Genomic DNA, 24,938 nt, shown 5'->3' with positions numbered 1-24,938 from the left:
TCCGCGAGGTCTCCGAGGTCGCCGGCACCATCACGCCGGTTCCGGGCGGCGTCGGCCCGATGACCATCGCCATGCTGATGGCCAATACGGTCATCGCCGCCCATCGCACCGCCGGGCAGACGCCGCCGCAGTTCTGATTATGGTTGCTGCGGGGCTGGGCCCGTCGAGGCCCTGACGATCAACTCGGTTTTCCAGAGCTCCTGTTCGGGGAAGGGGCCGGCCTCTTTCACCGTGCCGATCAGCCGCTGGGCGATGCGAACGCCTGCGGCCCGCAGCGAGGAGCGTGTCGTCGTCAGCGGCACCGAGAAGTTTTCCGGCTTCAAGAGCGGCAGCACGTCGTCATGGGCGATCAGCGAAATGTCCTCGCCGAGCCGCAATCCGGCCTGGTTCACCGCGCGGATCGCCCCGAGCGCCATCACCGTGCTGGAGCAGAGGATCGCCGTCGGCCGTTCCGGCAGTTGCAGGAACCGTTCCATCGCCAGCAGGCCCAGTTCGTCCGTCATCAGTGCGTGGCTCATGCAATCCTCCTCCAGCGTGAGGCCGCGTTCGGCAAGGGCTGAGATGACGCCGTTCCTTCTGCGGATCGCGAAATCGAGATGTATCGGCCCATTCATCAAGGCAAAACGCGTGTGGCCGAGCTGCAGCAAGAGCCGCGTCGCGTCGTAGAAGGCCCCTTCATTGTCGATGTCGAGATAGGGATAATCCGGCTCCGCGCCGAAGGAGCGACCGTGGACGACATAGGGCATGGAGAGCGATTTCAGCATGGCGAGCCGCGGGTCGTGAGCGCGCATATAGGCGATGAACAGCGCGTCGACATTACCGCTGATCGCAAGCCGCCGGAGCGCCGCCACCTCGTCGTCCGGATCGGACGGCATGATGACGAAATGGAAATCGTGGCGCACGGCCTCCTCGCCGAGTCCAGCCAGGAATTCGCCGAAATGCACGTCGGACTGGTGGCCGGGCGCCGTCGGCATGACGAGGCCGATCGAACCTGCCTTGCCGGTCGCAAGCCGCTGCGCAGCCTTGTTCGGCCGGTACCCGGTTTCCTTCACGGCTTGGAGCACGCGCTCTCGGGTCGCCTCGTTGACCTCGGGATAACCGTTGAGCGCTCGGCTCACTGTCGTCTGCGAAAGCCCCAGCAATTCCGATAGCTGTTTGAGATTCACCTGCTATGCTTCCTCCCGGCCCGCTTGGCGCCTCGACGGGCAAGCCGCCTCCCAGCGACAGCCAAAGCGCTTTCAATTATGTATTCATTTGGCGCGCTTGACTCAAGAAAAATCGCTCCATATTGCCCAATAGACACTGGTGAGACGGCGCTATTCCGCATGTCTGCCGCGACTTTTAGCGAAATGACTTGACTTCGCTCCACCGAAAGTGGAATGAGTTGGGGTGCCAAAGCGCTTTGAAAATTTCCGATGAAGAAGTTTGGCGCGGTTTTGTGATGGGAGGTTGATCACATGAAAAAGTCATTTTTGATGGGCGTTGCCGTGGCGGCGCTTTTTGCCGGTGCTGCGTCCGCGGCCGACCTGAAATTTGCCCCGGGACAGGATGCCAAGTTCAACTGGAAGAGCTATGACGAATTCAAGGCCGCTCATGCCGATCTGAAGGGGCAGCCGCTGACGATCTTCGGCCCGTGGCGCGGTGAGGACGAGGCGTTCTTCCGCAGCGTTCTCGCCTATTTTACCGAAGCGACCGGAATCGACGTCAAATATTCCTCTTCCGAAAACTACGAACAGCAGATCGTCATCGACACGCAGGCCGGCTCGCCGCCGAATATCGCCGTTCTGCCGCAGCCGGGCCTTCTGGCCGACCTCGCCGGCAAGGGCTTCCTGACGCCGCTCGGCGACGACAATTCCAAGTGGATCAAGGACAATTACGGCGCCGGCGACAGCTGGGTCGGTTACGGCACCTACAAGGGCAAGGACGGCAAGGAAGCTTTCTACGCCTTCCCCTATAAGGCCGACGTCAAGTCGCTGGTGTGGTACGTTCCGGAGAATTTCGAGGAAGCCGGCTACAAGATCCCGACGACCATGGAAGAGCTCCATGCTCTGACCGACCAGATCGTCAAGGATGGCGGCGTTCCCTGGTGCATCGGTCTCGGTTCCGGTGGCGCCACCGGCTGGCCGGCGACCGACTGGGTCGAGGACATCATGCTGCGCATGCAGTCGCCGGAAGCCTATGACAAATGGACGACGAACGAGCTGAAGTTCACCGATCCGGCCGTCATTGCCGCGATCGAAGAATTCGGCAAGTTCGCCAAGAACGAGAAATATGTAAACGGTGGCGTCGCGGCCGTGGCATCGACCGATTTCCGCGACAGCCCGAAGGGCCTCTTCACCGTTCCGCCGAAGTGCTACCTGCACCATCAGGCCTCGTTCATACCGTCCTTCTTCCCTGAAGGCACGAAGCTCGGACAGGATGCCGACTTCTTCTATATGCCGACCTATGCTTCGCATCCCGAACTCGGCAAGCCGGTGCTCGGCGCCGGCACGCTCGTCTCGATCACCAAGGACTCGAAGACGGCCCGCGCCTTCATCGACTTCCTGAAGACCCCGATCGCGCATGAAGTCTGGATGGCGCAGTCGAGCTTCCTGACGCCCTATAAGGGCGTCAGCACCGATGCCTATGCCAATCCGCAAATGAAGAAGGAAGGCGAGATCCTGACGTCCGCCACCACCTTCCGCTTTGACGGTTCCGACCTGATGCCGGGGAAGATCGGCGCCGGCGCCTTCTGGACGGGCATGGTTGATTTCGTCGGCGGCAAGTCCGCCGAGGAGGCCGCCGGCGAAATCCAGAGCGCCTGGGACGGCATCAAATAATCTTTCAAAACGATGCCGCCGGTTTGCCGGCGGCATACGCTCCATGACTGGCCGGGTTCGCAAAGAGCCGGGCCAATGGGATATATTGTGATTGGGCAATGCAAACATATTGACGGTGGCCGGCCTTGACCCGTCAGAATGAAAGCCGGTCGGAATAAGATCAGGGGAAGCAGGGGAGGGACGTAATGCTGTTGCAGATAGTGTCCGCTTTGGGCGTCGTGGTCGCCGCCGTTGTCGCGTGCTCGGCCTATTTCTATTTTTCGAATAAGATCCTCGATTTCGCTCTGCCGGTGAAGGACGGCGACATCCGCGCCGCCTCGCGCAACCTCAACCGCCGTGCGCTCATCCGGCCATGGCTGTTTCTCGGCCCGGCGCTCTTCCTGCTTTTCGTCTATCTCGTCTACCCGGTCGTCGCGACCTTCATTCTCTCCTTCTATGACCGCACCGGCCAGCAATTCGTCGGCGTGGCCAATTACAAATGGGCGATCGGTGACCGCGAATTCCGCCAGTCGATCTTCAACAACATCCTCTGGCTCGCCGTCGTGCCGGCCGCCTGCACCTTCTTCGGCCTGGTGATCGCGGTGATGACCGACCGCATCTGGTGGGGCAATATCGCCAAGAGCATCGTCTTCATGCCGATGGCGATCTCCTTCGTCGGCGCCTCGGTCATCTGGAAATTCATCTATGAATATCGCGGCGGCAACGACGTCCAGATCGGCCTCTTGAACGCCATCGTCCAGCTGTTCGGCGGCACGCCCGAAGTCTGGATCTCGGTTCCCTTCTGGAACAATTTCTTCCTGATGGTCATCCTCATCTGGATCCAGACTGGTTTCGCCATGGTCATCCTCTCGGCAGCGCTGCGCGGCATTCCCGAGGAGACGATCGAAGCCGCCGTCATCGACGGCGCCAATGGCTGGCAGATCTTCTGGCGCATCATGGTGCCGCAGGTCTGGGGCACCATCGCCGTCGTCTGGACGACGATCACCATCCTCGTCCTCAAGGTTTTCGACATCGTGCTGACCATGACCAACGGCCAGTGGCAGACCATGGTGCTGGCGAACCTGATGTTCGACTGGATGTTCCGCGGTGGCGGCGATTCCGGCCGAAGTGCGGTCATCGCCATCATCATCATGCTTGCCGTCACGCCGATCATGGTCTGGAACGTGCGCCGCGCCAACCGCGAACTGAAGGGCCATTGAGATGACCGCTGTCGGAAGCTACTTCAAGATCGGCCCCGCCCGTCTCTTCGTTCACCTTGCCGTTCTGCTGATCGTCATCATCTGGCTGATCCCGACGCTCGGCATCTTCGTCAGCGCCTTGCGCGACAAGGACCAGATCGTCGTCTCCGGCTGGTGGACGTCCTTCGTCGGCTCGACGCAGACTGTCGCCGTCCGCCTGGGCACGCCCGATCAGCAAAAGCAGGAAGGCGCCGATTACGTCATTTCAGGCAATGTGCTGGAAGGGCAGACCGGCCGCTCGGTAAAATCCTTCGGCAACCGCGTGCAGCAACCGGCCGCTTTTGAAGCCGGCGAGACCGCCGATCTCGGCGATGGCGAGAGCCTGCAGATCAACAGCGACGGCAGCTATCGCTACATGAAGAACACGGCCTTTTCGCCCGACGAGCGGCCGCGGCGCATCTACGTGTCCGTCTCCGCGCCGCCGGAGTTCACGCTGCAGAACTACAAGACGGTTCTGACCGGCGAAGGCATCGGTCAGTCCTTCATCAATTCGCTGACGGTGACGATCCCGGCAACGATCATCCCGATCCTGATTGCCGCTTTTGCCGCCTATGCATTGAGCTGGATGGAGTTTCCCGGGCGCGCGCTGCTGATTGCGCTTGTGGTCGGCCTCATCGTCGTGCCGCTGCAGATGTCGCTGATTCCGCTGCTGCGTCTCTACAACGAGATCGGCAATATGCTTGGCCAGCCGTCGAAGACCTATCCTGGCATCTGGTTCGCGCACACCGCCTTCGGCATGCCGCTCGCCATCTTTCTCCTGCGGGCCTATATCGCCGGCCTGCCGAAGGAGATCATCGAATCCGCCCGCGTCGACGGCGCAAGCGACTTCGAGATCTTCGTTCGTATCGTTTTGCCCCTGTCCTTCCCGGCACTCGCCTCCTTCGCCATCTTCCAGTTCCTGTGGGTATGGAATGACCTGCTCGTCGCCATGGTCTTCCTCGGCACTGACCAGGATCACCTCGTGCTGACCGGCAGGCTGAACGCGCTGCTCGGCTCGCGCGGCGGCAATTGGGAGATTTTGACGGCGTCGGCCTTCGTCACTATCGTCGTGCCGCTGCTGGTCTTCTTCGGACTGCAGCGTTATCTGGTGCGTGGTCTGCTGGCGGGTTCGGTCAAGGGCGGCTGACCATTTCCAAACTGACTTCAGACAGGATATTCCATGAACGTGGCTCCTCAATCGATCTTGACTCCCGACAAGGACTGGTGGCGCGGCGCGGTGATCTATCAGATCTATCCGCGCTCCTACCAGGACTCGAACGGCGACGGCATCGGCGACCTGAAGGGCATCACCGCCCGCCTGCCGCATGTGGCAAGCCTCGGCGTCGATGCGATCTGGATCTCGCCCTTCTTCACCTCACCGATGCGCGATTTCGGTTACGACGTTTCCGATTACGAGAACGTCGATTCGATTTTCGGCACGCTGGTGGATTTCGACACGATGATCGCTGAGGCCCATCGTCTCGGCATCCGTGTGATGATCGACCTCGTCATCTCCCACAGCTCGGACCAGCACCCCTGGTTCGTGCAGAGCCGTTCCAGCAAGACCAATGCCAAGGCTGACTGGTATGTCTGGGCCGATGCCAAACCCGATGGTTCGCCGCCGAACAACTGGCTGTCGATCTTCGGCGGCTCCGCATGGGCGTGGGATCCGACGCGCATGCAGTATTACCTGCACAATTTCCTGACCTCGCAGCCGGATATGAACCTGCATAATCCGGAAGTGCAGGACCGCCTGCTCGATGTCGTGCGCTTCTGGCTCAATCGCGGCGTCGACGGCTTCCGCCTCGACACCATCAATTTCTATTTCCACGATCCGCTCCTGCGCGACAATCCGGCGCTTGCCCCTGAGCGGCGCAACGCCTCGACGGCGCCGGCGGTCAATCCCTACAATTTCCAGGAGCATATCTACGACAAGAACCGGCCGGAGAACCTTGCCTTCCTGAAGCGCTTCCGCGCCGTCCTCGAGGAGTTTCCGGCAATCGCCGCCGTCGGCGAGGTGGGCGACAGCCAGCGCGGCCTCGAAATCGTCGGCGAATATACCTCCGGCAATGACAAGATGCATATGTGTTATGCCTTCGAATTCCTTGCCCCCGATCCGCTGACGCCGGAGCGCGTCGAGGAGGTGATGGAGGATTTCGAGGCTGCCGCGCCCGATGGCTGGGCCTGCTGGGCTTTCTCCAATCACGACGTCATGCGTCACGTCAGCCGCTGGGGCGGGCTGGTCGCCGATCACGACGCCTTTGCCAAGCTCTATGCTTCGCTGCTCTTGACGTTGCGCGGCTCCGTCTGCCTCTACCAGGGCGAGGAACTGGCCCTGACCGAGGCCGATCTCGCCTATCAGGATCTGCAGGATCCCTATGGCATTCAGTTCTGGCCGGAATTCAAGGGCCGCGACGGCTGCCGTACGCCGATGGTCTGGGACAGCCACGTCGCCCAGGGCGGTTTTTCAACCGTCAAGCCCTGGCTTCCGGTTCCGGTCGAGCACATTCTGCGCGCCGTCAACGTCCAGCAGGGCGACGAGACTTCGGTGCTGGAGCACTATCGCCGCTTCATTGCCTTCCGCAAGCTGCACCCGGCCTTTGCCAAGGGTGAGATCGAATTCGAGGAGGCGCAGGGCGATAGCCTGGTCTTCACCCGCGAACACGCCGATGAGAAGCTGCTCTGCATCTTCAACATGAGCCCGGCCGAGACCGGCGTCACTCTGCCTGCGGGAGAATGGCAGGCATTGACGGGCCATGGCTTTACCAGCAACAACTATGGCGACAAGATCGATATTCCGGCCTGGGGGGCGTATTTCGCCCGTCTCGCCTAAGGATCAGGAGGGGAGTGAGAAATGACTGGACTGACACTGAAGGACATTCGCAAATCCTACGGTTCCGTGGATGTTCTCCATGGTATCGACCTCGATATCAAGCAGGGCGAATTCATCGTCTTCGTCGGTCCGTCCGGCTGCGGCAAGTCCACGCTTCTGCGCATGATCGCCGGTCTCGAGGCGATTACCGGCGGCGAGATGTATATCGACGGCCAGCTCGTCAATGACGTGCCGCCCTCGAAGCGCGGCATCGCCATGGTCTTCCAGTCATACGCGCTCTACCCCCACATGACCGTCTACGACAACATGGCCTTCGGCATGAAGATCGCCGGCGAAAACAAGCAGGAGATCGACCGCCGCGTCCGCGCGGCGGCCGAGAGTCTGCAGCTGACCAAATATCTCGACCGGCTGCCGAAGGCGCTCTCCGGCGGCCAGCGCCAGCGCGTGGCGATCGGTCGCGCCATCTGCCGCGATCCCAAGGTCTTCCTGTTCGACGAGCCGCTGTCCAACCTCGATGCCGCGCTGCGCGTCGCCACGCGTATCGAAATTGCCCGTCTCAATGAGCAGATGGCCGATACGACGATGATCTACGTCACCCACGACCAGGTCGAGGCGATGACGCTCGCCGACCGCATCGTCGTCCTGTCGGCCGGCAATATCGAGCAGGTCGGTGCGCCGCTGGAGCTCTACGAGCGCCCCGCCAACCTCTTCGTCGCGAAATTCATCGGCTCGCCCGCCATGAACATCATTCCGGCGACGATCGCCGGGACCGGCAGCCAGACGACCGTGACGCTGACCGGCGGCATGTCGGTGACATTGGATGTGGCGACCGATGCCTCCGAGAAGGGCAAGCAGGCGAGCTTCGGCGTCCGTCCCGAAGATCTGAGGATCGCCGACGGCGCCGACTATCTTTTCGAGGGCGAAGTGTCGATCGTCGAAGCGCTCGGCGAAGTGACGCTGCTCTATATTGAGGGCCTGGTGCCCGGCGAGCCGATCGTCGTCAAGCTGCCGGGCATTTACGATGTCCATAAGGGCCAGAAGATGCGCTTTGCCGCCGATCGGCAGAGGCTGCATCTCTTTGACGCGAGCGGCCATACATACCGGAAATGAGGCGGCCATTTTTGGGGTGGTAATCCCGGGAATTATATGGAGGCAGCCGAATTCTCACTTTCTGTTAAAGATCGGCTGCTACCTTTTCCTCATCACTTTATGAGGGGGATAAGCAGGTGGCCGCTTCCAATCCGTCACAGCCAAGATCTCATTTCCTGAGCAAGGAAGAGTCCTTCATGTATGACCGCGAGGCGCGGTTCAAAATGGAGGATACGATGAACGCCGCGCGCATCGAATATACGGAAAAGGGCGTCATGCACGCGGCTTCGCGCCGCTGCGACATTGTCCGCATCTCGATGAGCAGCGCAACATTGGCCATCCTGACCCAGTTCAACCTGCCGAAGCAGTTCTATCTGGATATTCCGGATGCCCGCATCACCAAGGTCGGATGCCTGCTGATGAAGGTCAACGCCAACAATACGATCGAGGTTCGCTTCCTGCGGCTGCTGACGCAGAAGGAGCTGAACAAGATCTTCGTCTACAGCACGCACCCCGCGCACAAGGACTACGTCCTCGATATCCGCGCCTGACGGATAGTCTCGGACCGCTCATAGAAAAACCCGCGGGACGCTTCAGGCGCCCCGCGGGTTTTTCTTGTTTAAACTGATTGCGCTCAGTGGAAGAGCACGCTGGCGCCCTGATCGGATGCGCCGACGGCGCGGCGGAAGGGGGCGAAGAGTTCACGGCCCATGCCGAATTCATTGTCGGAGAGATCGATGCTCACCGGCTCGCGCTCGGCCATGTCGGCTGCATCGACCAGCACTTCGAGCGTGCCCTTGATCGCGTCGAGGCGAATGATGTCGCCGTCCCGGATGCGGGCGATTGGGCCGCCATCGACCGCTTCCGGCGTGACGTGGATTGCTGCCGGCACCTTGCCGGATGCGCCCGACATGCGCCCGTCGGTGAGCAGCGCCACGCGGAAGCCGCGGTCCTGCAGCACGCCGAGCGGCGGCGTCAGCTTGTGCAGTTCCGGCATACCGTTCGCCTTCGGCCCCTGGAAGCGTACGACCGCGATGAAATCGCGGTTGAGCTTGCCTTCCTTGAAAGCGTCCTGCAGTTCCTGCTGGCTGTGGAAGACAATCGCCGGCGCCTCGATGACGTGGCGCTCCGGCTTGACGGCGGAGATCTTGATGACCGCCTTGCCGAGATTGCCACGCAGCATCTTCAGCCCGCCATTGGCCTGGAACGGCGTCTCGATGCTGGAAAGCACCTTCGGATCGTGGCTCTTCTCCGGCGACGGTTCGCGCAACACGGTGCGGTTCTCGCCGAGCCGGGCATCGACCGTATAGGCCTCGAGGCCTTGGCCGAAGACGGTGCGCACGTCGTCATGCACCAGCCCGTGCTTGAGGAGTTCCTTGATGAGGAAACCCATGCCGCCGGCCGCCTGGAAATGGTTCACGTCGGCAAGCCCGTTCGGATAGACGCGGGCAAGCAGCGGCACGATTTCCGAAAGCTCGGCAATGTCCTGCCAGGTGAGCTGGATGCCGGCTGCCCGCGCCATGGCGACGAGGTGCAGCGTGTGGTTGGTCGAGCCGCCGGTCGCATGCAGGCCGACGACGCCGTTGACGATCGAGCGCTCGTCGATCATCTCGCCGGCTGGCGTGAATTCGTTGCCGAGTGCGGTGATCGCCAGCGCCCGCTTGGCGGCTTCGCGCGTCAGCGCTTCCCGCAGCGGCGTGCCGGGGTTGATGAAGGAGGAGCCCGGCATGTGGAATCCCATGATCTCCATCAGCATTTGGTTGGAGTTGGCGGTGCCGTAGAAGGTGCAGGTGCCGGGACCATGATAGGATTTCGATTCCGCCTCCAGAAGCTCGGCGCGCCCGACCTTGCCCTCGGCAAAGAGCTGCCGCACGCGCGACTTCTCGTCGTTCGGCAGGCCTGTGGTCATCGGACCGGCGGGAACGAAGATCGACGGCAAGTGGCCGAAGGATAGTGCGGCGATGACGAGGCCCGGCACGATCTTGTCGCAGACGCCGAGGAAGAGGGCGGCATCGAACATATTGTGCGACAGGCCGACGCCCGCGGCCATGGCGATCAGGTCACGCGAGAAGAGCGAGAGCTCCATGCCCGGCTGTCCCTGGGTGACGCCGTCGCACATTGCGGGCACGCCGCCGGCCACCTGAGCGACACCGCCTGCCTCGGCGGCCGCCTCACGGATGATCGCCGGATAGGTCTCGAACGGCTGGTGGGCCGAGAGCATGTCGTTATAGGCGGTGATGATGCCGAGATTGGGTATGCGGTCGCCGGCGAGCGCATCCTTTTCGGCGGGGGAACAGACCGCGAAGCCGTGCGCGAGGTTGGCGCAGCCGAGCACCGAGCGCTGCACACCCTTGGAAGCGGCGGCGCGCAGGCGTTCCAGGTAGCGCTCGCGGGTCGGCTTCGAGCGTTCGACGATGCGATCGGTGATCGCAGAAATGCGTGCATGAGCGGACATGGAAAATCCCTGCCTTGTTCGTTGTCTCTATCTCTTTCGGCGGCTCCGGCCTGAAATCCGGATCCGGTCTGGGGCCGATCAGGGAGCCCAGTAGATCTCGACCGGGGAAGTGGCCCGGCGCAGAACGGCGCGGATCGGCATTTCTGCCTCGTCACCGCTGCCTTCCGCCTTTGCGAGAACGTCTTTTTTGCCTTCGCCCTCAATATGGAGCACCAGGAGTGCGGCATCCTGAAGACTGGAGAAGGTGAAGGTCAGGCGCGGCTCGCCGGCTCCTTCCGCTTCCATGGTGATGACGCCGCGCGGCGTCGACGCGTCGAGCGCCCGGGCAAGATTGCTGCCGCCGGGGAAGAACGAAGCCGTGTGGCCGTCGCCGCCCATGCCGAGGATGACGACGTCGAAGGGTATTCCGATTTCGTCGCTTTTTTCCGTCGCAAGCCGTGCGGCCTCCTCGACGGAGGATGCCGGCTGGTAAAGCGGCACGAAACGCGCCGCTTTTGCCTTGTTCTGAAGAAGGTTGGCATCGACCAGCAGGTGGTTCGAGCGGGCATTGTCGGCCGGCACGAAACGTTCGTCCACCAGCGTGATCGTCACTTTGTCCCAGGCGATGTCGCGTGTCGAAAGCGCCTGGAAGAAGGCCTTCGGCGTCGAACCGCCGGAAACGGCGATGGACGCCGCACCGCGGGCGGCGATTGCCGCCGAAAGCCTGTCGGCGACCGTGTCGGCGAGGCTGTCGGCGAGGTCGGCAGCACTGGCGAAGGAATGCGGGTTCGATGCCATCGGTGTCGTCCTATATGTCGTCATGCCAGGTGCGGCCGTCGCGCTCGATCAGCGCGATGGCCTGGCTCGGGCCCCAGGTGCCGGCCGTATAGCCCTGCACCTGCTGGCCGGTCGTTTCCCAACCCTTGAGGATCGGATCCACCCACCTCCATGCGGCCTCGACTTCGTCGCGGCGCATGAACAATGTCTGGTTGGAGCGGATCACGTCCATCAGCAGGCGCTCGTAGGCGTCGGGATTGCGGACATTGAAGGCCTGGGCGAAGCTCATGTCGAGCGATACGCTGCGCAGGCGCATGCCGCCCGGACCCGGATCTTTGATCATCAGCGACTGCTTGACCCCCTCATCCGGCTGCAGGCGAATGATCAGCTGGTTGGCGACAATGCGCCCGGCCGCCTGGTCGAAGATCGCATGCGGGATCGGCTTGAAGGTGATGACGATTTCCGACATGCGCCCGGTAAGGCGCTTGCCGGTTCTGATGTAGAAGGGCACACCCGCCCAGCGCCAGTTGTTGATCTCCGCCTTGATGGCGACGAAGGTCTCGGTGTTGGAGACGCCGCCTTCGAGCTCTTCGAGATAACCCTTGACCGGGCCGCTGCTCGATGCACCGGCCCGGTACTGGCCGCGAACCGTCGCCTGCTCGACATTGGAAGCGTCGAGCGGCTTCAGGGCGCGCAGCACCTTCAGCTTCTCGTCGCGAACGGCTTCCGAATCCATCGACGAGGGCACTTCCATCGCGGTCAGGCAGAGCAGCTGCAGGATGTGGTTCTGCACCATGTCGCGCAGCGCACCGGCGGTATCGTAATAGCCGGCGCGGCCTTCGAGGCCGACCGATTCCGCCACGGTGATCTGCACATGATCGATGTAGTTGGCGTTCCACAGCGGCTCATAGAGCGCGTTGGCAAAACGCAGCGCCATCAGGTTCTGCACCGTCTCCTTGCCGAGATAGTGGTCGATGCGGAAGATCTGCTCTTCCTTGAAGACGCGGCCGATCGTGTCGTTGAGCTGCAGCGCCGAGGCGAGGTCGCGGCCGATCGGTTTTTCGACGACGATGCGGGTCGACTTGGTGATCAGCTTGTGATCATGGATCTTTTGCGAAATGTCGCCGAAGATGCCAGGTGCAACCGCCAGATAGAAGCCGCGCACCCGATCCTTGCTTTCGTCGAGCAGCTTTTTCAGCTCATCCCAGCCGGTGTCCGTGCGGGCGTCGACTGAAACATAATAGAGGCGGGCACAGAACTTCTCGACCTCGTCTTCGTCGTATTCACCTTTCTTCAGGTGTTCCTTCAGCGCGTCCCTGGCGAACTTGCGATATTCCTCATGCGAAAGCGGGCTGCGCGAGGCGCCGATGATACGCGTCGGCTCCTTGAACTGGCCCTCGATCTGGCGATGGTAGAGCGCGGGCAAAAGCTTCCGCTCGGCAAGGTCGCCGCTGCCGCCGAAGACGACGCAATCAAAGGGCTCAACGGGAATGATCTGGCTGCTCATGAGCTTGTCTCTCAATCAGGCTGGTTGCGGCCCTTTTAATCTAATCGATTTAAAAAAGCCAGTGTGCAGTGCAATGAATCTGTCGGGCTCCGGTTTTAGAGCGAATTGCCGGAAGAGGAAATCCGCAATCGGACTAAAACTTGTCGCGAAGCGCAAACCACGACAAGGCGAGGAAAAGCAGCGGCGCCCGCATCCGGGCTCCGCCGGGAAAGGCAGGAATATCGAGCGATCTGAACAGGTCGAGATCGCCGGATTTGCCAAGCACCGTTTCCGCATAGAGCCTGCCACAGTAGTTTGACAGCATGACGCCATGGCCGGAGTAACCACCGATCGAGGTGACGCCGGGCATCACATCGCGCACGAAAAGCTGGCGCGGCATGGTGATTCCGACGCTGCCGCCCCAGGCATGGGTGATCTGGATATCCTTCAAGCCAGGATAGACCTCGCCGATCTGCCGTCGGATGTGCCGCGATATGTCCCGGGGATTGTCCGCCGTATAGGCCTCGCGGCCACCGAACAGCAGGCGGCCTTCGACTTTGCGGAAATAGCGAACGACGAAGCGCGAATCGGCGACAGCTTCGCCTCCCGGCAGCACATCGGGATAGGCCTCAAGCGGAACGGTGGCGCCGATAAAGGAGCGGATTGGCATGACATGACTTGCCGTCACCGGCTCCAGATTGCCGATATGACCGTTGCAGGCGATCAGCGCCCGGTCGGCGGTGATCGTTCCCCTTTCGGTTTCGATCATCACCTTGCCGCCGGTTTGGCGGATCGCCTTTGCAGGGGTCATCTCGAAGATATCAGCGCCGGCATTGGAGGCCACCCGCGCCAGCCCGATGAGCAGCTTCAGCGGATGAATATGGCCGGTGCCGACATCACGCACGCCGCAGTGGAAACGGTTTGAGCCGAGCCGCTCCTGCGTTTCCTTCCGGTCCATGAAGCGCAAATGCGGATAGCCGTAACGCTCAGCGGCGATTTCCGCATTCTCACGATAGTCGCGTTCGTAGCTTGCCTTGTGCGCGACGTTGAGCTGGCCAGGCACGTAATCGATCTCGATCTGATGTTCCCTGGCGAAATCGAGAAGATGGCGCTTGGCCGCCTCGGCGACATCGAACAGCGCCTTCGAGCGTTCGTAGCCGATCTTTTCCTCAAGCTCTTCCGGCCACCACCGCTGGCCGGTGCCGAGCTGGCCGCCATTGCGCCCGGAGGCTCCGTCGCCGAAGCGCCATGCCTCGACCAGCACCACCGAAACGCCCGACTTGGCGAGGTTGTAGGCGGCCTGCAGGCCGGTATAGCCGCCGCCGACAATGGCGACGTCGCATGTCCTCGAGCCGTCGAGAGCGGCGTAGGTCGGTCGCTCCCCGACGTTTGCCTGGTACCAGGATAGCCCGGGCGCAATCGGGCTTTGCCACATCTCCTGCGACGCCATGATATCCTCACACGTTGAGCAGAAGAAACTCCCGCTCCCAGGGACTGATCACCTGCATGAAGGTCTCGAACTCGCCGCGCTTGACGCCGGCGTAAAGGCCGATGAACTGCTTGCCGAACACCTCTTCGAAGGCGAGCTCGTCCTCCATCAGCGCCACGGCTTCCAGCAGACCGCGCGGCAGGTCGATCGAGCCTTCATTGGCCGAATCCTCGGTCGGCGCCGTCGGCTCGATCTGCCTCATGATGCCGAGCAGGCCGGCGGCGAGCGAGGCTGCGAGCGCCAGATAGGGATTGGCGTCCGAACTCGGCAGCCGGTTTTCCACCCGCCGCGCCTGCGGATCGGAAACCGGAACGCGGAAGGCGGTCGTCCGGTTGTCGTAGCCCCAGGCATTGTTGACCGGGCAGGACATGTCGGGCTGCAGGCGGCGGTAGGAATTCACATAGGGGGCCAGCATCGCCATCGCGCTCGGCACGAATTTCTGCATGCCGCCGATGAAATGGAAAAATTCCTTCGAGGCCGATCCGTCCGGATTAGAGAAGACGTTCCTACCCGTCTCGATATTGACCACCGATTGGTGGATATGCATCGCTGAGCCCGGCTGCCCCTGCATCGGCTTGGCCATGAAGGTCGCGTAGATGTCGTGCTTCAGCGCCGCCTCGCGGATCGTGCGCTTGAACAGGAACACCTGGTCGGCAAGCTCGATCGGATTGCCATGGCGCAGGTTGATCTCGAGCTGCGCCGGTCCCTCCTCGTGGATCAGCGTATCGATCTCCAGCCCCTGCTTTTCGGAGAAGTGGTAGATATCGTCGATCAGTTCGTCGAACTCGTTGATGCCGGCGATCGAATAGCCCTGGCCGCCGAGGATCGAGCGGCCGGAGCGGCCTTTCGGCGGATGCAGCGGATAGTCGGGGTCGTCATTCTTGGCGACCAGATAGAACTCGATCTCCGGCGCCACGATCGGCTTCCAGCCGCGGTCGTGATAGAGGCTCATGATCCGCTTCAAGACGTTGCGCGGCGTATAGGGCACTTCCCCGCCGTCCGAATCGACGATGTCGCAGATCACCTGGGCCGTCGGGTCGGTCTCCCAGGGCACGACCGAAAGCGTCGAAAGGTCGGGCATCAGCTTCAGGTCGCTGTCGCGCGGCTCGTATCGGAAGCTCTCCGTCTCCTCCGGATACTCGCCGGAAATCGTATGCCGGTAGATCGCCGAAGGCAGCGCCAGCGAGGTGTTGGAGGTAAATTTGGAACTCGGCATCATCTTGCCGCGCGGCACGCCGGCAAGGTCCGGCGTGATGCATTCGATGTCTTCGATGCCCCTGGCCCTCAGCCACTGCGCCGCTTCCTTCCAGTTCGCAACGCCGCGCAGGGATCCGGGGTCCGGAGGTGTTTTCGTCGAGGCGGGTACGTTTCTGGCAGGCTTCAGCGTCGTCTTTTTTGGGGACATGACACACCGGTTTGGTTGATCGTGGCGCCATCATAGCCGGAGTTTGCCAATTGGCGAGGGGTTGAGAACGTTGACTTTCGCCCTTTGATGGAAAAGAAGACGCCGGTTGGATTGGGGAAAAGGGTTTGCAGCACAAAAGCGACGTCATCATCATCGGCGCCGGAGCCGCCGGCATGATGGCGGCCATTCGCGCGGGTAAACGCGGCCGCTCGGTCGTCGTCATCGACCATGCGAAGGTGCCTGGCGAGAAGATCCGCATATCGGGCGGCGGTCGCTGCAATTTCACCAATATCCATGCCGAGCCGAAGAATTTCCTGTCCGCCAATCCGCATTTCTGCAAGTCGGCGCTTGCCCGTTTCACGCCCGCCGATTTCATCGCCATGGTCGACCGACACGGCATTGCCTGGCACGAAAAGACGCTCGGCCAATTGTTCTGCGACGACAGCGCCAAGGACATCATCCGCATGCTGCTGGACGAGATGCGCGCGGCCGGCGCGGGCCTGCATCTCGGCACCGAAATATCAGGTGTCGAGAGAAGTGAGGCTGGCTTCCGCGTCTCCACGGGCGAAAGCGTCTTCGAGGCATCCTCTCTCATCGTTGCGACCGGCGGCAAATCGATCCCGAAGATGGGCGCCACCGGCTTTGCCTATCGCCTTGCCGAGCAGTTCGGCCTGGCCGTGCTCGAAACCCGCCCGGGTCTCGTGCCGCTGACGCTCGATCCCGGCCTGCTTGCAAGCTTAGCGCCGCTTGCCGGCATTTCCGCACCTGCCGAAATCCGCCATGGCCGCACCGCTTTTCGCGAAGCGCTGCTGTTTACCCATCGGGGCTTAAGCGGTCCCGCCATCCTGCAGATCTCGTCCTACTGGCGGGAGGGCGATGAAATCGTTGTCGCGGTCGAGCCGGATGTCGACATATCAGCGCAGCTGAAGACGGCAAAGCAGTTGAAAGGCCGCCAGTCGGCCCAGACAGCTCTCGGCGATATCCTGCCGAAGCGGCTGGCCCAGTTTCTCGTCGAGCGGGAAAAGATCGCCGGCAATATGGCCGATCTGCCCGACAAGGCGCTGCAGCGGCTGGCCGCCAGCGCCCAGAACTGGATCATCAAACCGTCCGGCTCTGAAGGCTACCGCACCGCCGAAGTGACGCTCGGCGGCATCGACACGGCGGCGCTCGATTCCCGCAGCATGGAAGCAAAGACCGTTCCAGGCCTTTATTTCGTCGGGGAATGTGTCGACGTCACCGGCTGGCTCGGCGGCTATAATTTCCAATGGGCCTGGGCTTCCGGCTTTGCCGCCGGCGAATGCGCATAGAAATATCCGGTATAACGATTCAAGACTTCTTAAGAGAGGTGCGCCATCCTGTCTCAATTGCCGGCTCTGAAAGCTTTTCCCAAATTAAGCTTTACCGGCAGGCCTTTTTGTTGGACTGTTGTGTCACAAAAGTGAGGTTTCGAGCATGAACAGAAACGCACGACGCGCCCGCGCCATCGCAATCGCCCAGGCAAAACCCGACGCCCGCATCGCCACCCTGCGATACCTGATGCTCGCAGCCGGCGCGACCGCCGCCAGCTTGGCGCTGCTGCTCGCTCACCTCATCTGATCTTGCCGAGCGTCGACAAGCAAACTTGCGGCCCCCGTTCGCAACACTGCGGCTGCGTGGCGCATAATCTGCAATTATTTCACCGCCTTGGCTTAAGTCACCATGACCGCTTATCTGAAAATTAATATCTAATCTGACACTATTGCCCGCGATTATTTGGGCGTTTCCAACTCTGCTTGGACATGAACCGGCAATGACTGCCGCCTGGCCTCCAGGTTCCCCGATGGAAAGAGAATAGTTCGATGTGCACTCGGCTGGCGCGCCTTATGGCTGCCCGCGGGAGGAGTAGTGTATGAAAGGCTCGGAACGCCATGTTGATTGACAAGATTCTTTCCCGCTTCAGGATCAAGACCAAGGTTCTGATCTTCGTTCTGCCCTTTGTCGTCACCATTTCGGCGGTGGGCTTGACCGGCCTTTACGCATCCGGGCTTCTCCAGGGCCGCATGGAAATATCCAACAGCGTGCTGCAGTCGCTGAGCGGATTCAAGGATCTCTACGGTTCGATGGACGATTTCCTGCGCGTCACCAGCCCCGAGGCGCGCGACAAGCTGCTGTCGGATCTGAAGACCCAGCAGGGCGTGCTCGACCAGACGCTGGATCAGGTCGGAGAAGAGGCCGCCGGCCGCGACAGCCTTGCCGAGGCATCGCGCCGCACCAAGGATATTTCCGGCGTCGTCGACAAGCTCTGGGGCCTGCACGAGCAGGAGCAGAAGCTGCACGAGCAGATCGACACGGCGCAGAAGAGCCTGATCAGCACCCGCTTCACGGTCTCCTATCAGGCCGATGAACTGCAGACCGCGCTTCAGCGCGACGAGGGCGCCGCCACGATCACGCTGCGCACGGCCGACCGCCTGCTGAAGGGCGGCGATTTCCTTGGCAGCGTCGCCAGCGGTTACAGCAAGCCGCAGACGCCTGAGGAAAAGATCGCCTACATCAAGGAACAGCTGCCGGAGATCATGAAGTCCCAGCGGCTGATCGCAATCTCGGTCCCCACCAACCAGAAGAATGTCATCGATTCGCTGGCTGCGACCATCGACAGCATCAAGCAGATCGCCGAGATGCCCAGCCCGACGGAGGAAAACATCACCGAGCTCGGTCGTCTCGTGTCCCGCTTCCGCCAGACCTCGACCTATACGCAGCTCACCGCGACGCAGAAGATGCGTGAGGCGACACAGCGTTTCGCCGAACTGGAAGGCCGCATCGCCCAGACCAATTCCGTCCTTCAGGATACGCGGCGTCTCGAAAACTCCGTCTACGCGCTGCAGATCGTCCTTTCCGATTTCCTCGCCAATTCAAGCAAGGAAAATCTCGTCCGTCTGCAACAGCAGACCGGCACGCTCGGCAAGGACATGGAAGTGCTAACAACAAGCGCCAAGGGCATGGGTTTTGCCGAAGGCATATCGGAGGCGATCAAGCCGGCGCTCGACGCCATTTCCGGCGGCGGCTCGAAGATCGTCGATACGATCGGCGAGCGCGTCACGGCCTATGCAGCGGCCCGCCAGGAACTCGACGGCATCTGGAAGAAGCTCACCGATTTCGCCGAACTGCAGAAGCAGACGGCCGGCACCGAGCGCACCCAGGCAAACAGCATCTCCGTCATGACCACCGGCCTCGGCATCCTCCTGTCGATCCTCGGCGGCATCGCTCTGGTGCTGACGCTGCAGCGTCCGATCAGCCAGATCACCGGCGCCATGCGCCGCATCGCCGAAGGCGCGCTGGATACCAGCATATCGGGCGAGCAGCGCCACGACGAAATCGGCGACATGGCCCGGGCACTCGGCATCTTCAAAGAAAACGCCATCTCGAAGATCCGCATAGAAGAACAGAGCGACGAGGAGCGCGCTGCCGCCGAACACGAGCGCCAGCGCAACGATGCCGAAAAGCGCGAGATGGATCGCCAGATCGAATTCGCGGTCAACGCACTCGCCGCCGGCCTCGAGCGCATGTCGCAGGGCGATATCTCGACGACGATCGAGACACCCTTCATCGGCCGTCTCGAACAGCTGCGCCAGGATTTCAACGGCTCGATGCTGCGCCTGCAGGCGACGATGAGCCAGATCCGTGACAACGTCGAATTGATCCAGGGCAACGGCAACCAGATGGCCCGTTCGGCCGAGGATCTCTCCAAGCGCACGGAACAGCAGGCCGCCTCGCTCGAAGAGACCGCCGCCGCCGTCGATCAGATCACCGTCACGGTCCGCTCGTCGGCCGAACGCGCCAAGGATGCCGACCAGATCGTCCGCCAGGCCAAGCGCAGCGCCGACGATTCCGCCGTCGTCGTCAGCAATGCGATCGACGCCATGGGCCGCATCGAGGAAGCCTCGCGTCAGATCGAGCAGATCATCGGCGTCATCGACGAGATTGCCTTCCAGACCAATTTGCTGGCGCTCAACGCCGGCATCGAGGCAGCGCGCGCCGGGGAGGCCGGCAAGGGCTTTGCAGTCGTCGCCATGGAAGTCCGCGAACTCGCTCAGCGCTCCGCCGCTGCCGCGCAGGAGATCAAGGGGCTGATCAACAAGTCGACCAGCGAGGTCAGCTCCGGCTCGCAATTCGTCCAGGAAACCGGCACCGTGCTTGCGAAGATCAGCGCACAGATCGTCACGATCAGCCAGCATGTCGAGATGATCGCCCGTGCCAGCCACGATCAGTCCAACGCGCTGCAGAGCGTCAACTCGACGGTCAACCAGATGGATCAGATGACGCAGAAGAACGCCGCCATGGTCGAGGAGACGACCGCTGCCAGCCGCGAACTCGCCGACGAGGCCGATGCGCTGCGCCGCCTCATCCAGCAGTTCAAGATCCACGGCGAGGCGGCCGAGGCCCAGGTCTACCGCGCCGCCTGATCGCTGATCCTTTTCTCATCCAAACGGCCCCGGCTCTTCCCGGGGCCGTTTTCTTTTGTTCCAGAATCGCGCTCACTGCCGCCCTGATTTACGGAAAATTTTCCTTAACGCTTTTCCTCTAATTTAGCCCTTGTTGCCGGCCGGGGGTTTTTCATGCTGCGCCTTTTCTCTACATCTATTGTCAGCCAGATCGTGGCGATCACGCTGTTTCTGCTGGCGATCAGCACGGCCGCTATCGTCGGCGCGACCTATTACAATCTGAGCCGCCATGTGATGGACGGGGCTGTCTCGGATGCCCGGAACGCCGCCCGCGCCATGGCTGTCCTTTACGGCGCGGCTGATCCGGCCGCGAAGATCGAGGTGATGAATAATCAGCTTGCCGCCGTCACCGAGGACGCGGTTCCGGCCCTTGCCGATCATTCGCTTGTCGACCGCACCGCGCAGTCGATCGCCGGTGTCGCGACGATCTTCCAAAAGCAGGGCAGCGACTACGTTCGCATCTCCACCAACGTCAAGAAGGAAAACGGCGACCGCGCCCTCGGCACCAAGCTTGCAGCCGAGCACCCGGCCCAGGCGGTTCTCGCCCGGGGCGAGGCCTATTACGGACCCGCCGAGCTATTCGGCCGCAAATTCATGACAGGCTATTTCCCGATCAAGAACGCGTCGAACGTCAATGTCGGCATAATCTTCATCGGCATCCCGATGGAGTTCTATTATCAACGCATGAATGAGCTGCTGATCCTGGTTCTCGGCATCGGCGCCGTCGTCATGCTGCTCGTCGGCGTTCTCGCCTTCTATGCGATCCGCCTGTCGGTGCGGCCCCTGCAGGCGCTGACGGCGAGCGTCCACTCGATCTCCTCGGGCGATCTTGACGGCGCGATCCCCTGTCTCGAGAAGAAGAATGAGTTCGGCGAAATCGGCCGGGCTCTTGCGCTCTTCCGTGACAGCGCCCGTGCCAGGCGCAATCTGGAAACGCAGGCAGTCGAACAGCGCGCCTTGGGTGATGCCGAACGCGCCCGCAACGATGCTGACAAGCGCTCGCTCGACAGCCAGATCGATTTTGCCGTCAGCCAGCTGGCGGCTGGCCTCGGGCGCCTGTCCCAGGGTGATGTCTCGCAAACGATCGGCACGCCCTTTATCGGCCGGCTGGAACAACTGCGCGTCGATTTCAACGCATCGCTGCTCCGGCTCCAGGATACGCTCTCCGGCATCCGCGACAGCGCCTCGACGATCCAGCGCAACAGCAGCGCCGTTTCGGCCTCCGCCGGCGAGCTTTCGAAGCGCACCGAGGCGCAGGCGGCGAGCCTGGAGGAGACCGCCGCCGCGGTGGAGGAGATTACGGTCACGGTTCGCTCCTCCGCCGAGCGTGCCCGCGAAGCCAACAGCGTCGTCGCCGCGACCAAGAAGACGGCCGACAATTCCGGCACCGTGGTCGGCGATGCCGTCGCCGCCATGGAGCGTATCGAAGGAGCCTCGCAGCGTATCGAGCAGATCATCGAGGTGATCGACGACATCGCCTTCCAGACCAACCTTCTGGCGCTGAATGCCGGCATCGAGGCGGCGCGCGCCGGCGAGGCGGGCAAGGGTTTTGCCGTCGTCGCCCAGGAGGTCCGCGAACTCGCCCAGCGCTCGGCCGATGCGGCGCGCGAGATCAAGTCGCTGATCGAGACATCAAGCCGCGAAGTCACGGCCGGATCGGAGCTCGTCCAGAAGACTGGCAGCGTCCTTGCTTCGATCAGCCAGGAGATCATCGCAATCAGCGGCCATGTCGAGACCATCGCCACCGCCAACCGCGACCAGGCGGCCGCGCTGCAGGAGGTCAACAGTTCGGTCAACGCCATGGACCAGATGACCCAGAAGAACGCCTCGATGGTTGCCGAGACGACGCAGGCAAGCCGCCTGCTTGCCGGCGAGGCCGATACGCTGATGGCGCTGATCGAGCGTTTCCGCATCGGCGTAGAGCCCGCGGCCGCTCACCGCGGCGCAAGGAAGGTCGCCTGAGGAGCGCGGCCGCTGCCGCAGGATTGCGCCGCAACTTTGCGGCGTCTTTCCGTTGGGGCGACACGCTTGAGCATGAGGTCGAGCGAGGTCAGCCAAGCTGCAAAGCGAATGATGCCGCTGTCTCCGAACTCGGCATAGAACCGATCCTCGTCGGCCTTGCTGTTGCTCGGACCGCAATGATGCCGAAATCCGTGGACGCCTGCGATGGTGATCATATCGAACATGGGATGTCCTTTCCTACTCGAGTACATCCCTGGATTTAAGCATCGAATTTCTCTTCATAAACAGGCAAATCCACGCTATGTTTTTCACTGATGAAAAACGCGAATTGGGATTCCTATCAGCTTTTCCTGCAGGTCGCCCGGCTTGGCGGCCTGACGGGAGCCAGTGCCGCAAGCGGGCTCAGCCCGGCGACCGTCGGCCGGCGCATGCTCGATCTCGAACAGGAGGTCGGCCGCACCTTGTTTTCCCGCAGCCAGACCGGTTATCGGCTGACTGGCGACGGCCAGGCACTGCTCGATCACCTTCAAGAGATGGAGGCGGCCGCCCGCAAGGTCGAAGCCTGGCGGCAGTCCGGGGAGGGTGGCACGACCGTCCGGATCGCCGCCGGCACCTGGGTCGCCTGGCTGTTGACGGAGAATTTCGCCGCAATCCGCATGCCGGGCGATGCCTTCGCCGTTGCGCTCACAATCGGCGAGGCGCGGGCAAGCCTTGCCTATCGCGAGAGCGATATCGGCATTCGCGCCTTCGAGCCGGAGGAGGGCAATCTTGCCGCCCGCCAGCTCGGCGAGGTGGCCTATGCGGTCTATAGCAGGCGCAACGCCGCCGAACCGGACGAGCGCTGGATAGCCGTCGGCGAGGAGGACGCGATCTCGTCCTATCTGCGCTGGCCGCATGCCCATGCCGCCGCCGAGATCGTCGCCACGGTTAACCGGCCGCGTTCGCTGCCGGATCTGGTGCGCGCCGGCGCCGGCAAAACAGTGCTTCCCTGTTTCGTCGGCGATCTCCATCCCGATTTGCAGCGCCAGGGCAGCGAACTGCCGGAATTGCGCCACCGCCAATGGATCGTCATGAATGCCGAGGATCGCCATCGCCCGGAGATCCGCACGGTCGCCGACCGCATGACCAGGCTGATCCGAAGCTATGCCGATCTCTTCGCCGGCAAGCGTCCAAGCCGCGGCTGATGCCGAGGCTGGAAAGACTGAAAGACGATAAGGCGTCCGCGCCTTCTTTCGAGGCGCGGACGCTGTGATCGAGGGCAGATCGAGCGATGTGCCCGAGCTGCCGGCTGTTTCGTCAGTGCCGGTTGGTGACGACAACCGGGATCAACAGGTCGCCCCAGTTGCCGTCGCCGCCGTGATGACGAGCCGAGCGCACCAGTTCGACCGAAACGCCGGCCTCGACGGCCTTCATGACGGATTGGTTCAGCCGATGCAGGTCGTTGGCGAGCATGCGGATCGTCGTCTGTTGATCCTCGCTCATGCTCGATGCCTGCTGCTCGGCCCGCTCCCGGACGCGTGCGATGGATGCCATGATCTTATCCTCCTCTTGCGCTCATTCCGCAGCCGGTTTGAACTGCGCATGTTCGGTTGAATCGTGCATTGCCGTAGTCGAAGACCGGCCGCCGGTGATGGCGAGCGACACGGCGTCGAAATAGCCGGTGCCGACCTCGCGTTGATGCTTGGTGGCGGTATAGCCGTTCGCCTCTGCGGCGAATTCGGCCTGCTGCAGTTCGGAATAGGCCGACATCTGCCGCTGCTTGTAGCCGCGCGCCAGCTCGTACATGCCATAGTTCAGCTGGTGGAAGCCCGCGAGCGTGATGAACTGGAACTTGTAGCCCATCGCGCCGAGTTCGCGCTGGAACTTTGCGATCGTCGCCTCGTCAAGATTTTTCTTCCAGTTGAAGGAAGGCGAGCAATTATAGGCGAGCAGCTTGCCCGGATGGACCTTGTGCACACCCTCGGCAAAACGGCGCGCCTGCTCCAGATCCGGCTTAGAGGTCTCGCACCAGATCAGGTCGCAATGCGGCGCATAGGCGACGGCACGGGCGATGCAGGGCTCGATGCCGTTTCTGACCTGGTAGAATCCCTCGACCGTGCGCCCGGCATCATAGTCGACGAAGGGCTGGTCGCGCTCATCGATATCAGACGTCAGCAGTTTTGCTGCCTCCGCATCGGTGCGGGCGATGACCAGCGTCGCCACGCCCATGACGTCGGCGGCAAGCCGGGCGGCGTCGAGATTGCGGATATGGGCGGCTGTCGGGATCAGCACCTTGCCGCCGAGATGGCCGCATTTCTTCTCCGAAGCGAGCTGATCCTCGAAATGGACGCCCGCCGCACCCGCCTCGATATAGGCCTTCATGATCTCGAAGGCGTTGAGCGGTCCTCCGAAACCGGCTTCCGCATCGGCAACGATCGGCGCAAACCAGGTCTCGACGGTAAGGCCGTTGCCCTCAGCTGTCTCGATCTGATCGGCCCGCTGCAGCGTGCGGTTGATGCGCTTGGCGAGTTCCGGCCCGGCATTGGCGGGATAAAGCGACTGGTCGGGATACATCGCCGATGCCGTATTGGCGTCAGCCGCCACCTGCCAGCCGGAGAGATAGATCGCCTTCAGCCCGGCGCGCACCATCTGCATAGCCTGGTTGCCGGAGAGCGCGCCAAGCGCATTGACGAAGTCTTCCTGATGAATGAGCTGCCACAAGCGACCCGCCCCCATTTCGGCGAGCGTATGGCTGAGCGCCACCGAGCCTCTCAGCCGCTGTACGTCAGCGGCCGAATAGGGCCGTTCGATACCGTCGAAGCGGCCTGCTGGTGCATTTCGGACAAGCTTGTAAAAATCGGTCATGCGGCTCTCCTCACTGAAAATCGTCTTTGGATGGATGAATGACAAGATTGACAATTTGCGCTGATCTGGCCAGGAAAACCTTTGATTTCTGCACTGGAAAGAGGT

General features: G+C 62.1%; 20 protein-coding genes and 1 pseudogene. 12 read left to right on the top strand and 9 right to left on the bottom strand.

The genetic code is table 11. The features are described 5' to 3' along the window. Positions 1-137: pseudogene (locus HJC04_RS17850) on the top strand (bifunctional methylenetetrahydrofolate dehydrogenase/methenyltetrahydrofolate cyclohydrolase); the annotation flags it as partial. Here HJC04_RS17850 and HJC04_RS17845 read toward each other — a convergent pair. Beyond that, positions 138-1,166 carry a substrate-binding domain-containing protein gene (locus HJC04_RS17845; RefSeq protein ID WP_221146748.1) on the bottom strand — a complete coding sequence of 343 codons (1,029 nt, stop codon included), beginning with the start codon at positions 1,164-1,166 and terminating at the stop codon, positions 138-140. Between the two features lie 291 nt (positions 1,167-1,457). Between HJC04_RS17845 and HJC04_RS17840 the strand changes: the two genes are divergently transcribed. From HJC04_RS17840 to HJC04_RS17815, 6 genes are all read left to right on the top strand, one after another. Continuing rightward, positions 1,458-2,819 (top strand): ABC transporter substrate-binding protein, encoded by a 1,362-nt coding sequence (locus HJC04_RS17840; protein WP_221146747.1) that lies wholly within the window; start codon positions 1,458-1,460, stop codon positions 2,817-2,819. Between the two features lie 185 nt (positions 2,820-3,004). Beyond that, complete coding sequence (locus tag HJC04_RS17835) at positions 3,005-4,018, top strand: carbohydrate ABC transporter permease (RefSeq protein WP_210629173.1); 1,014 nt, start codon at positions 3,005-3,007, stop codon at positions 4,016-4,018. A gap of 1 nt (position 4,019) precedes the next feature. Further along, on the top strand, positions 4,020-5,183 hold the full coding sequence (locus HJC04_RS17830) for a carbohydrate ABC transporter permease (RefSeq protein ID WP_210629172.1): 1,164 nt from the start codon (positions 4,020-4,022) through the stop codon (positions 5,181-5,183). Between the two features lie 33 nt (positions 5,184-5,216). Then, positions 5,217-6,869: an alpha-glucosidase gene (locus HJC04_RS17825; protein WP_221146746.1), complete on the top strand. Its 1,653-nt coding sequence runs from the start codon at positions 5,217-5,219 to the stop codon at positions 6,867-6,869. Between the two features lie 21 nt (positions 6,870-6,890). Continuing rightward, on the top strand, positions 6,891-7,979 hold the full coding sequence (locus HJC04_RS17820; RefSeq protein ID WP_210629170.1) for an ABC transporter ATP-binding protein: 1,089 nt from the start codon (positions 6,891-6,893) through the stop codon (positions 7,977-7,979). A 176-nt stretch (positions 7,980-8,155) separates the two neighbouring features. Beyond that, positions 8,156-8,509 (top strand): hypothetical protein, encoded by a 354-nt coding sequence (locus tag HJC04_RS17815; protein WP_009996042.1) that lies wholly within the window; start codon positions 8,156-8,158, stop codon positions 8,507-8,509. Between the two features lie 83 nt (positions 8,510-8,592). Here HJC04_RS17815 and edd read toward each other — a convergent pair whose 3' ends face one another. The 5 genes from edd to HJC04_RS17790 form a co-directional block, all read right to left on the bottom strand. Then, on the bottom strand, positions 8,593-10,413 hold the full coding sequence (gene edd, locus HJC04_RS17810; RefSeq protein WP_210629169.1) for a phosphogluconate dehydratase: 1,821 nt from the start codon (positions 10,411-10,413) through the stop codon (positions 8,593-8,595). 78 nt (positions 10,414-10,491) lie between these two features. Then, on the bottom strand, positions 10,492-11,190 hold the full coding sequence (pgl, locus tag HJC04_RS17805) for a 6-phosphogluconolactonase (RefSeq protein WP_221146745.1): 699 nt from the start codon (positions 11,188-11,190) through the stop codon (positions 10,492-10,494). Between the two features lie 10 nt (positions 11,191-11,200). Beyond that, positions 11,201-12,676, bottom strand: coding sequence for a glucose-6-phosphate dehydrogenase (gene zwf / locus HJC04_RS17800; RefSeq protein WP_210629167.1), 1,476 nt, complete (start codon positions 12,674-12,676; stop codon positions 11,201-11,203). A gap of 133 nt (positions 12,677-12,809) precedes the next feature. After that, entirely contained in the window at positions 12,810-14,105 is a 1,296-nt protein-coding gene (locus HJC04_RS17795) for an FAD-binding oxidoreductase (protein ID WP_221146744.1), read from the bottom strand. Between the two features lie 7 nt (positions 14,106-14,112). Further along, on the bottom strand, positions 14,113-15,549 hold the full coding sequence (locus HJC04_RS17790) for a glutamine synthetase family protein (protein WP_210629165.1): 1,437 nt from the start codon (positions 15,547-15,549) through the stop codon (positions 14,113-14,115). Positions 15,550-15,674: 125 nt separating this feature from the next. Here HJC04_RS17790 and HJC04_RS17785 point away from each other — a divergent pair, with 125 nt between their 5' ends. The 4 genes from HJC04_RS17785 (at position 15,675) to HJC04_RS17770 (ending at position 21,989) form a co-directional block, all read left to right on the top strand. After that, positions 15,675-16,856: an NAD(P)/FAD-dependent oxidoreductase gene (locus tag HJC04_RS17785; RefSeq protein WP_210629164.1), complete on the top strand. Its 1,182-nt coding sequence runs from the start codon at positions 15,675-15,677 to the stop codon at positions 16,854-16,856. A 145-nt stretch (positions 16,857-17,001) separates the two neighbouring features. Beyond that, positions 17,002-17,145, top strand: coding sequence for a hypothetical protein (locus HJC04_RS17780; RefSeq protein WP_210629163.1), 144 nt, complete (start codon positions 17,002-17,004; stop codon positions 17,143-17,145). A 311-nt stretch (positions 17,146-17,456) separates the two neighbouring features. Beyond that, positions 17,457-19,988, top strand: coding sequence for a HAMP domain-containing methyl-accepting chemotaxis protein (locus HJC04_RS17775; RefSeq protein ID WP_221146743.1), 2,532 nt, complete (start codon positions 17,457-17,459; stop codon positions 19,986-19,988). A gap of 153 nt (positions 19,989-20,141) precedes the next feature. Beyond that, a complete protein-coding gene (locus tag HJC04_RS17770) occupies positions 20,142-21,989 on the top strand; it encodes a methyl-accepting chemotaxis protein (RefSeq protein WP_221146742.1) in 1,848 nt (615 codons plus the stop codon). Here the strand turns inward: HJC04_RS17770 and HJC04_RS17765 are convergent. After that, positions 21,962-22,213, bottom strand: coding sequence for a hypothetical protein (locus tag HJC04_RS17765; RefSeq protein ID WP_210629160.1), 252 nt, complete (start codon positions 22,211-22,213; stop codon positions 21,962-21,964). The genes HJC04_RS17770 and HJC04_RS17765 overlap by 28 nt on opposite strands. Before the next feature lie 90 nt (positions 22,214-22,303). On the opposite strand from HJC04_RS17765, the gene HJC04_RS17760 reads away from it, so the two are divergent. Beyond that, on the top strand, positions 22,304-23,173 hold the full coding sequence (locus tag HJC04_RS17760) for a LysR family transcriptional regulator (RefSeq protein ID WP_210629159.1): 870 nt from the start codon (positions 22,304-22,306) through the stop codon (positions 23,171-23,173). Between the two features lie 112 nt (positions 23,174-23,285). Here the strand turns inward: HJC04_RS17760 and HJC04_RS17755 are convergent, their stop codons facing one another. Beyond that, positions 23,286-23,522, bottom strand: coding sequence for a hypothetical protein (locus tag HJC04_RS17755; protein ID WP_210629158.1), 237 nt, complete (start codon positions 23,520-23,522; stop codon positions 23,286-23,288). Between the two features lie 21 nt (positions 23,523-23,543). Then, positions 23,544-24,833, bottom strand: a complete 1,290-nt coding sequence (gene aceA, locus HJC04_RS17750; RefSeq protein ID WP_221146741.1) for an isocitrate lyase — start codon at positions 24,831-24,833, stop codon at positions 23,544-23,546. Positions 24,834-24,938: the final 105 nt, after the last annotated feature.

Origin of the sequence: Rhizobium sp. NLR8a (genome assembly GCF_019685235.1) — a bacterium.
GTDB lineage: Bacteria > Pseudomonadota > Alphaproteobacteria > Rhizobiales > Rhizobiaceae > Rhizobium.
This window is presented reverse-complemented; position numbering and strand designations above follow the sequence as displayed.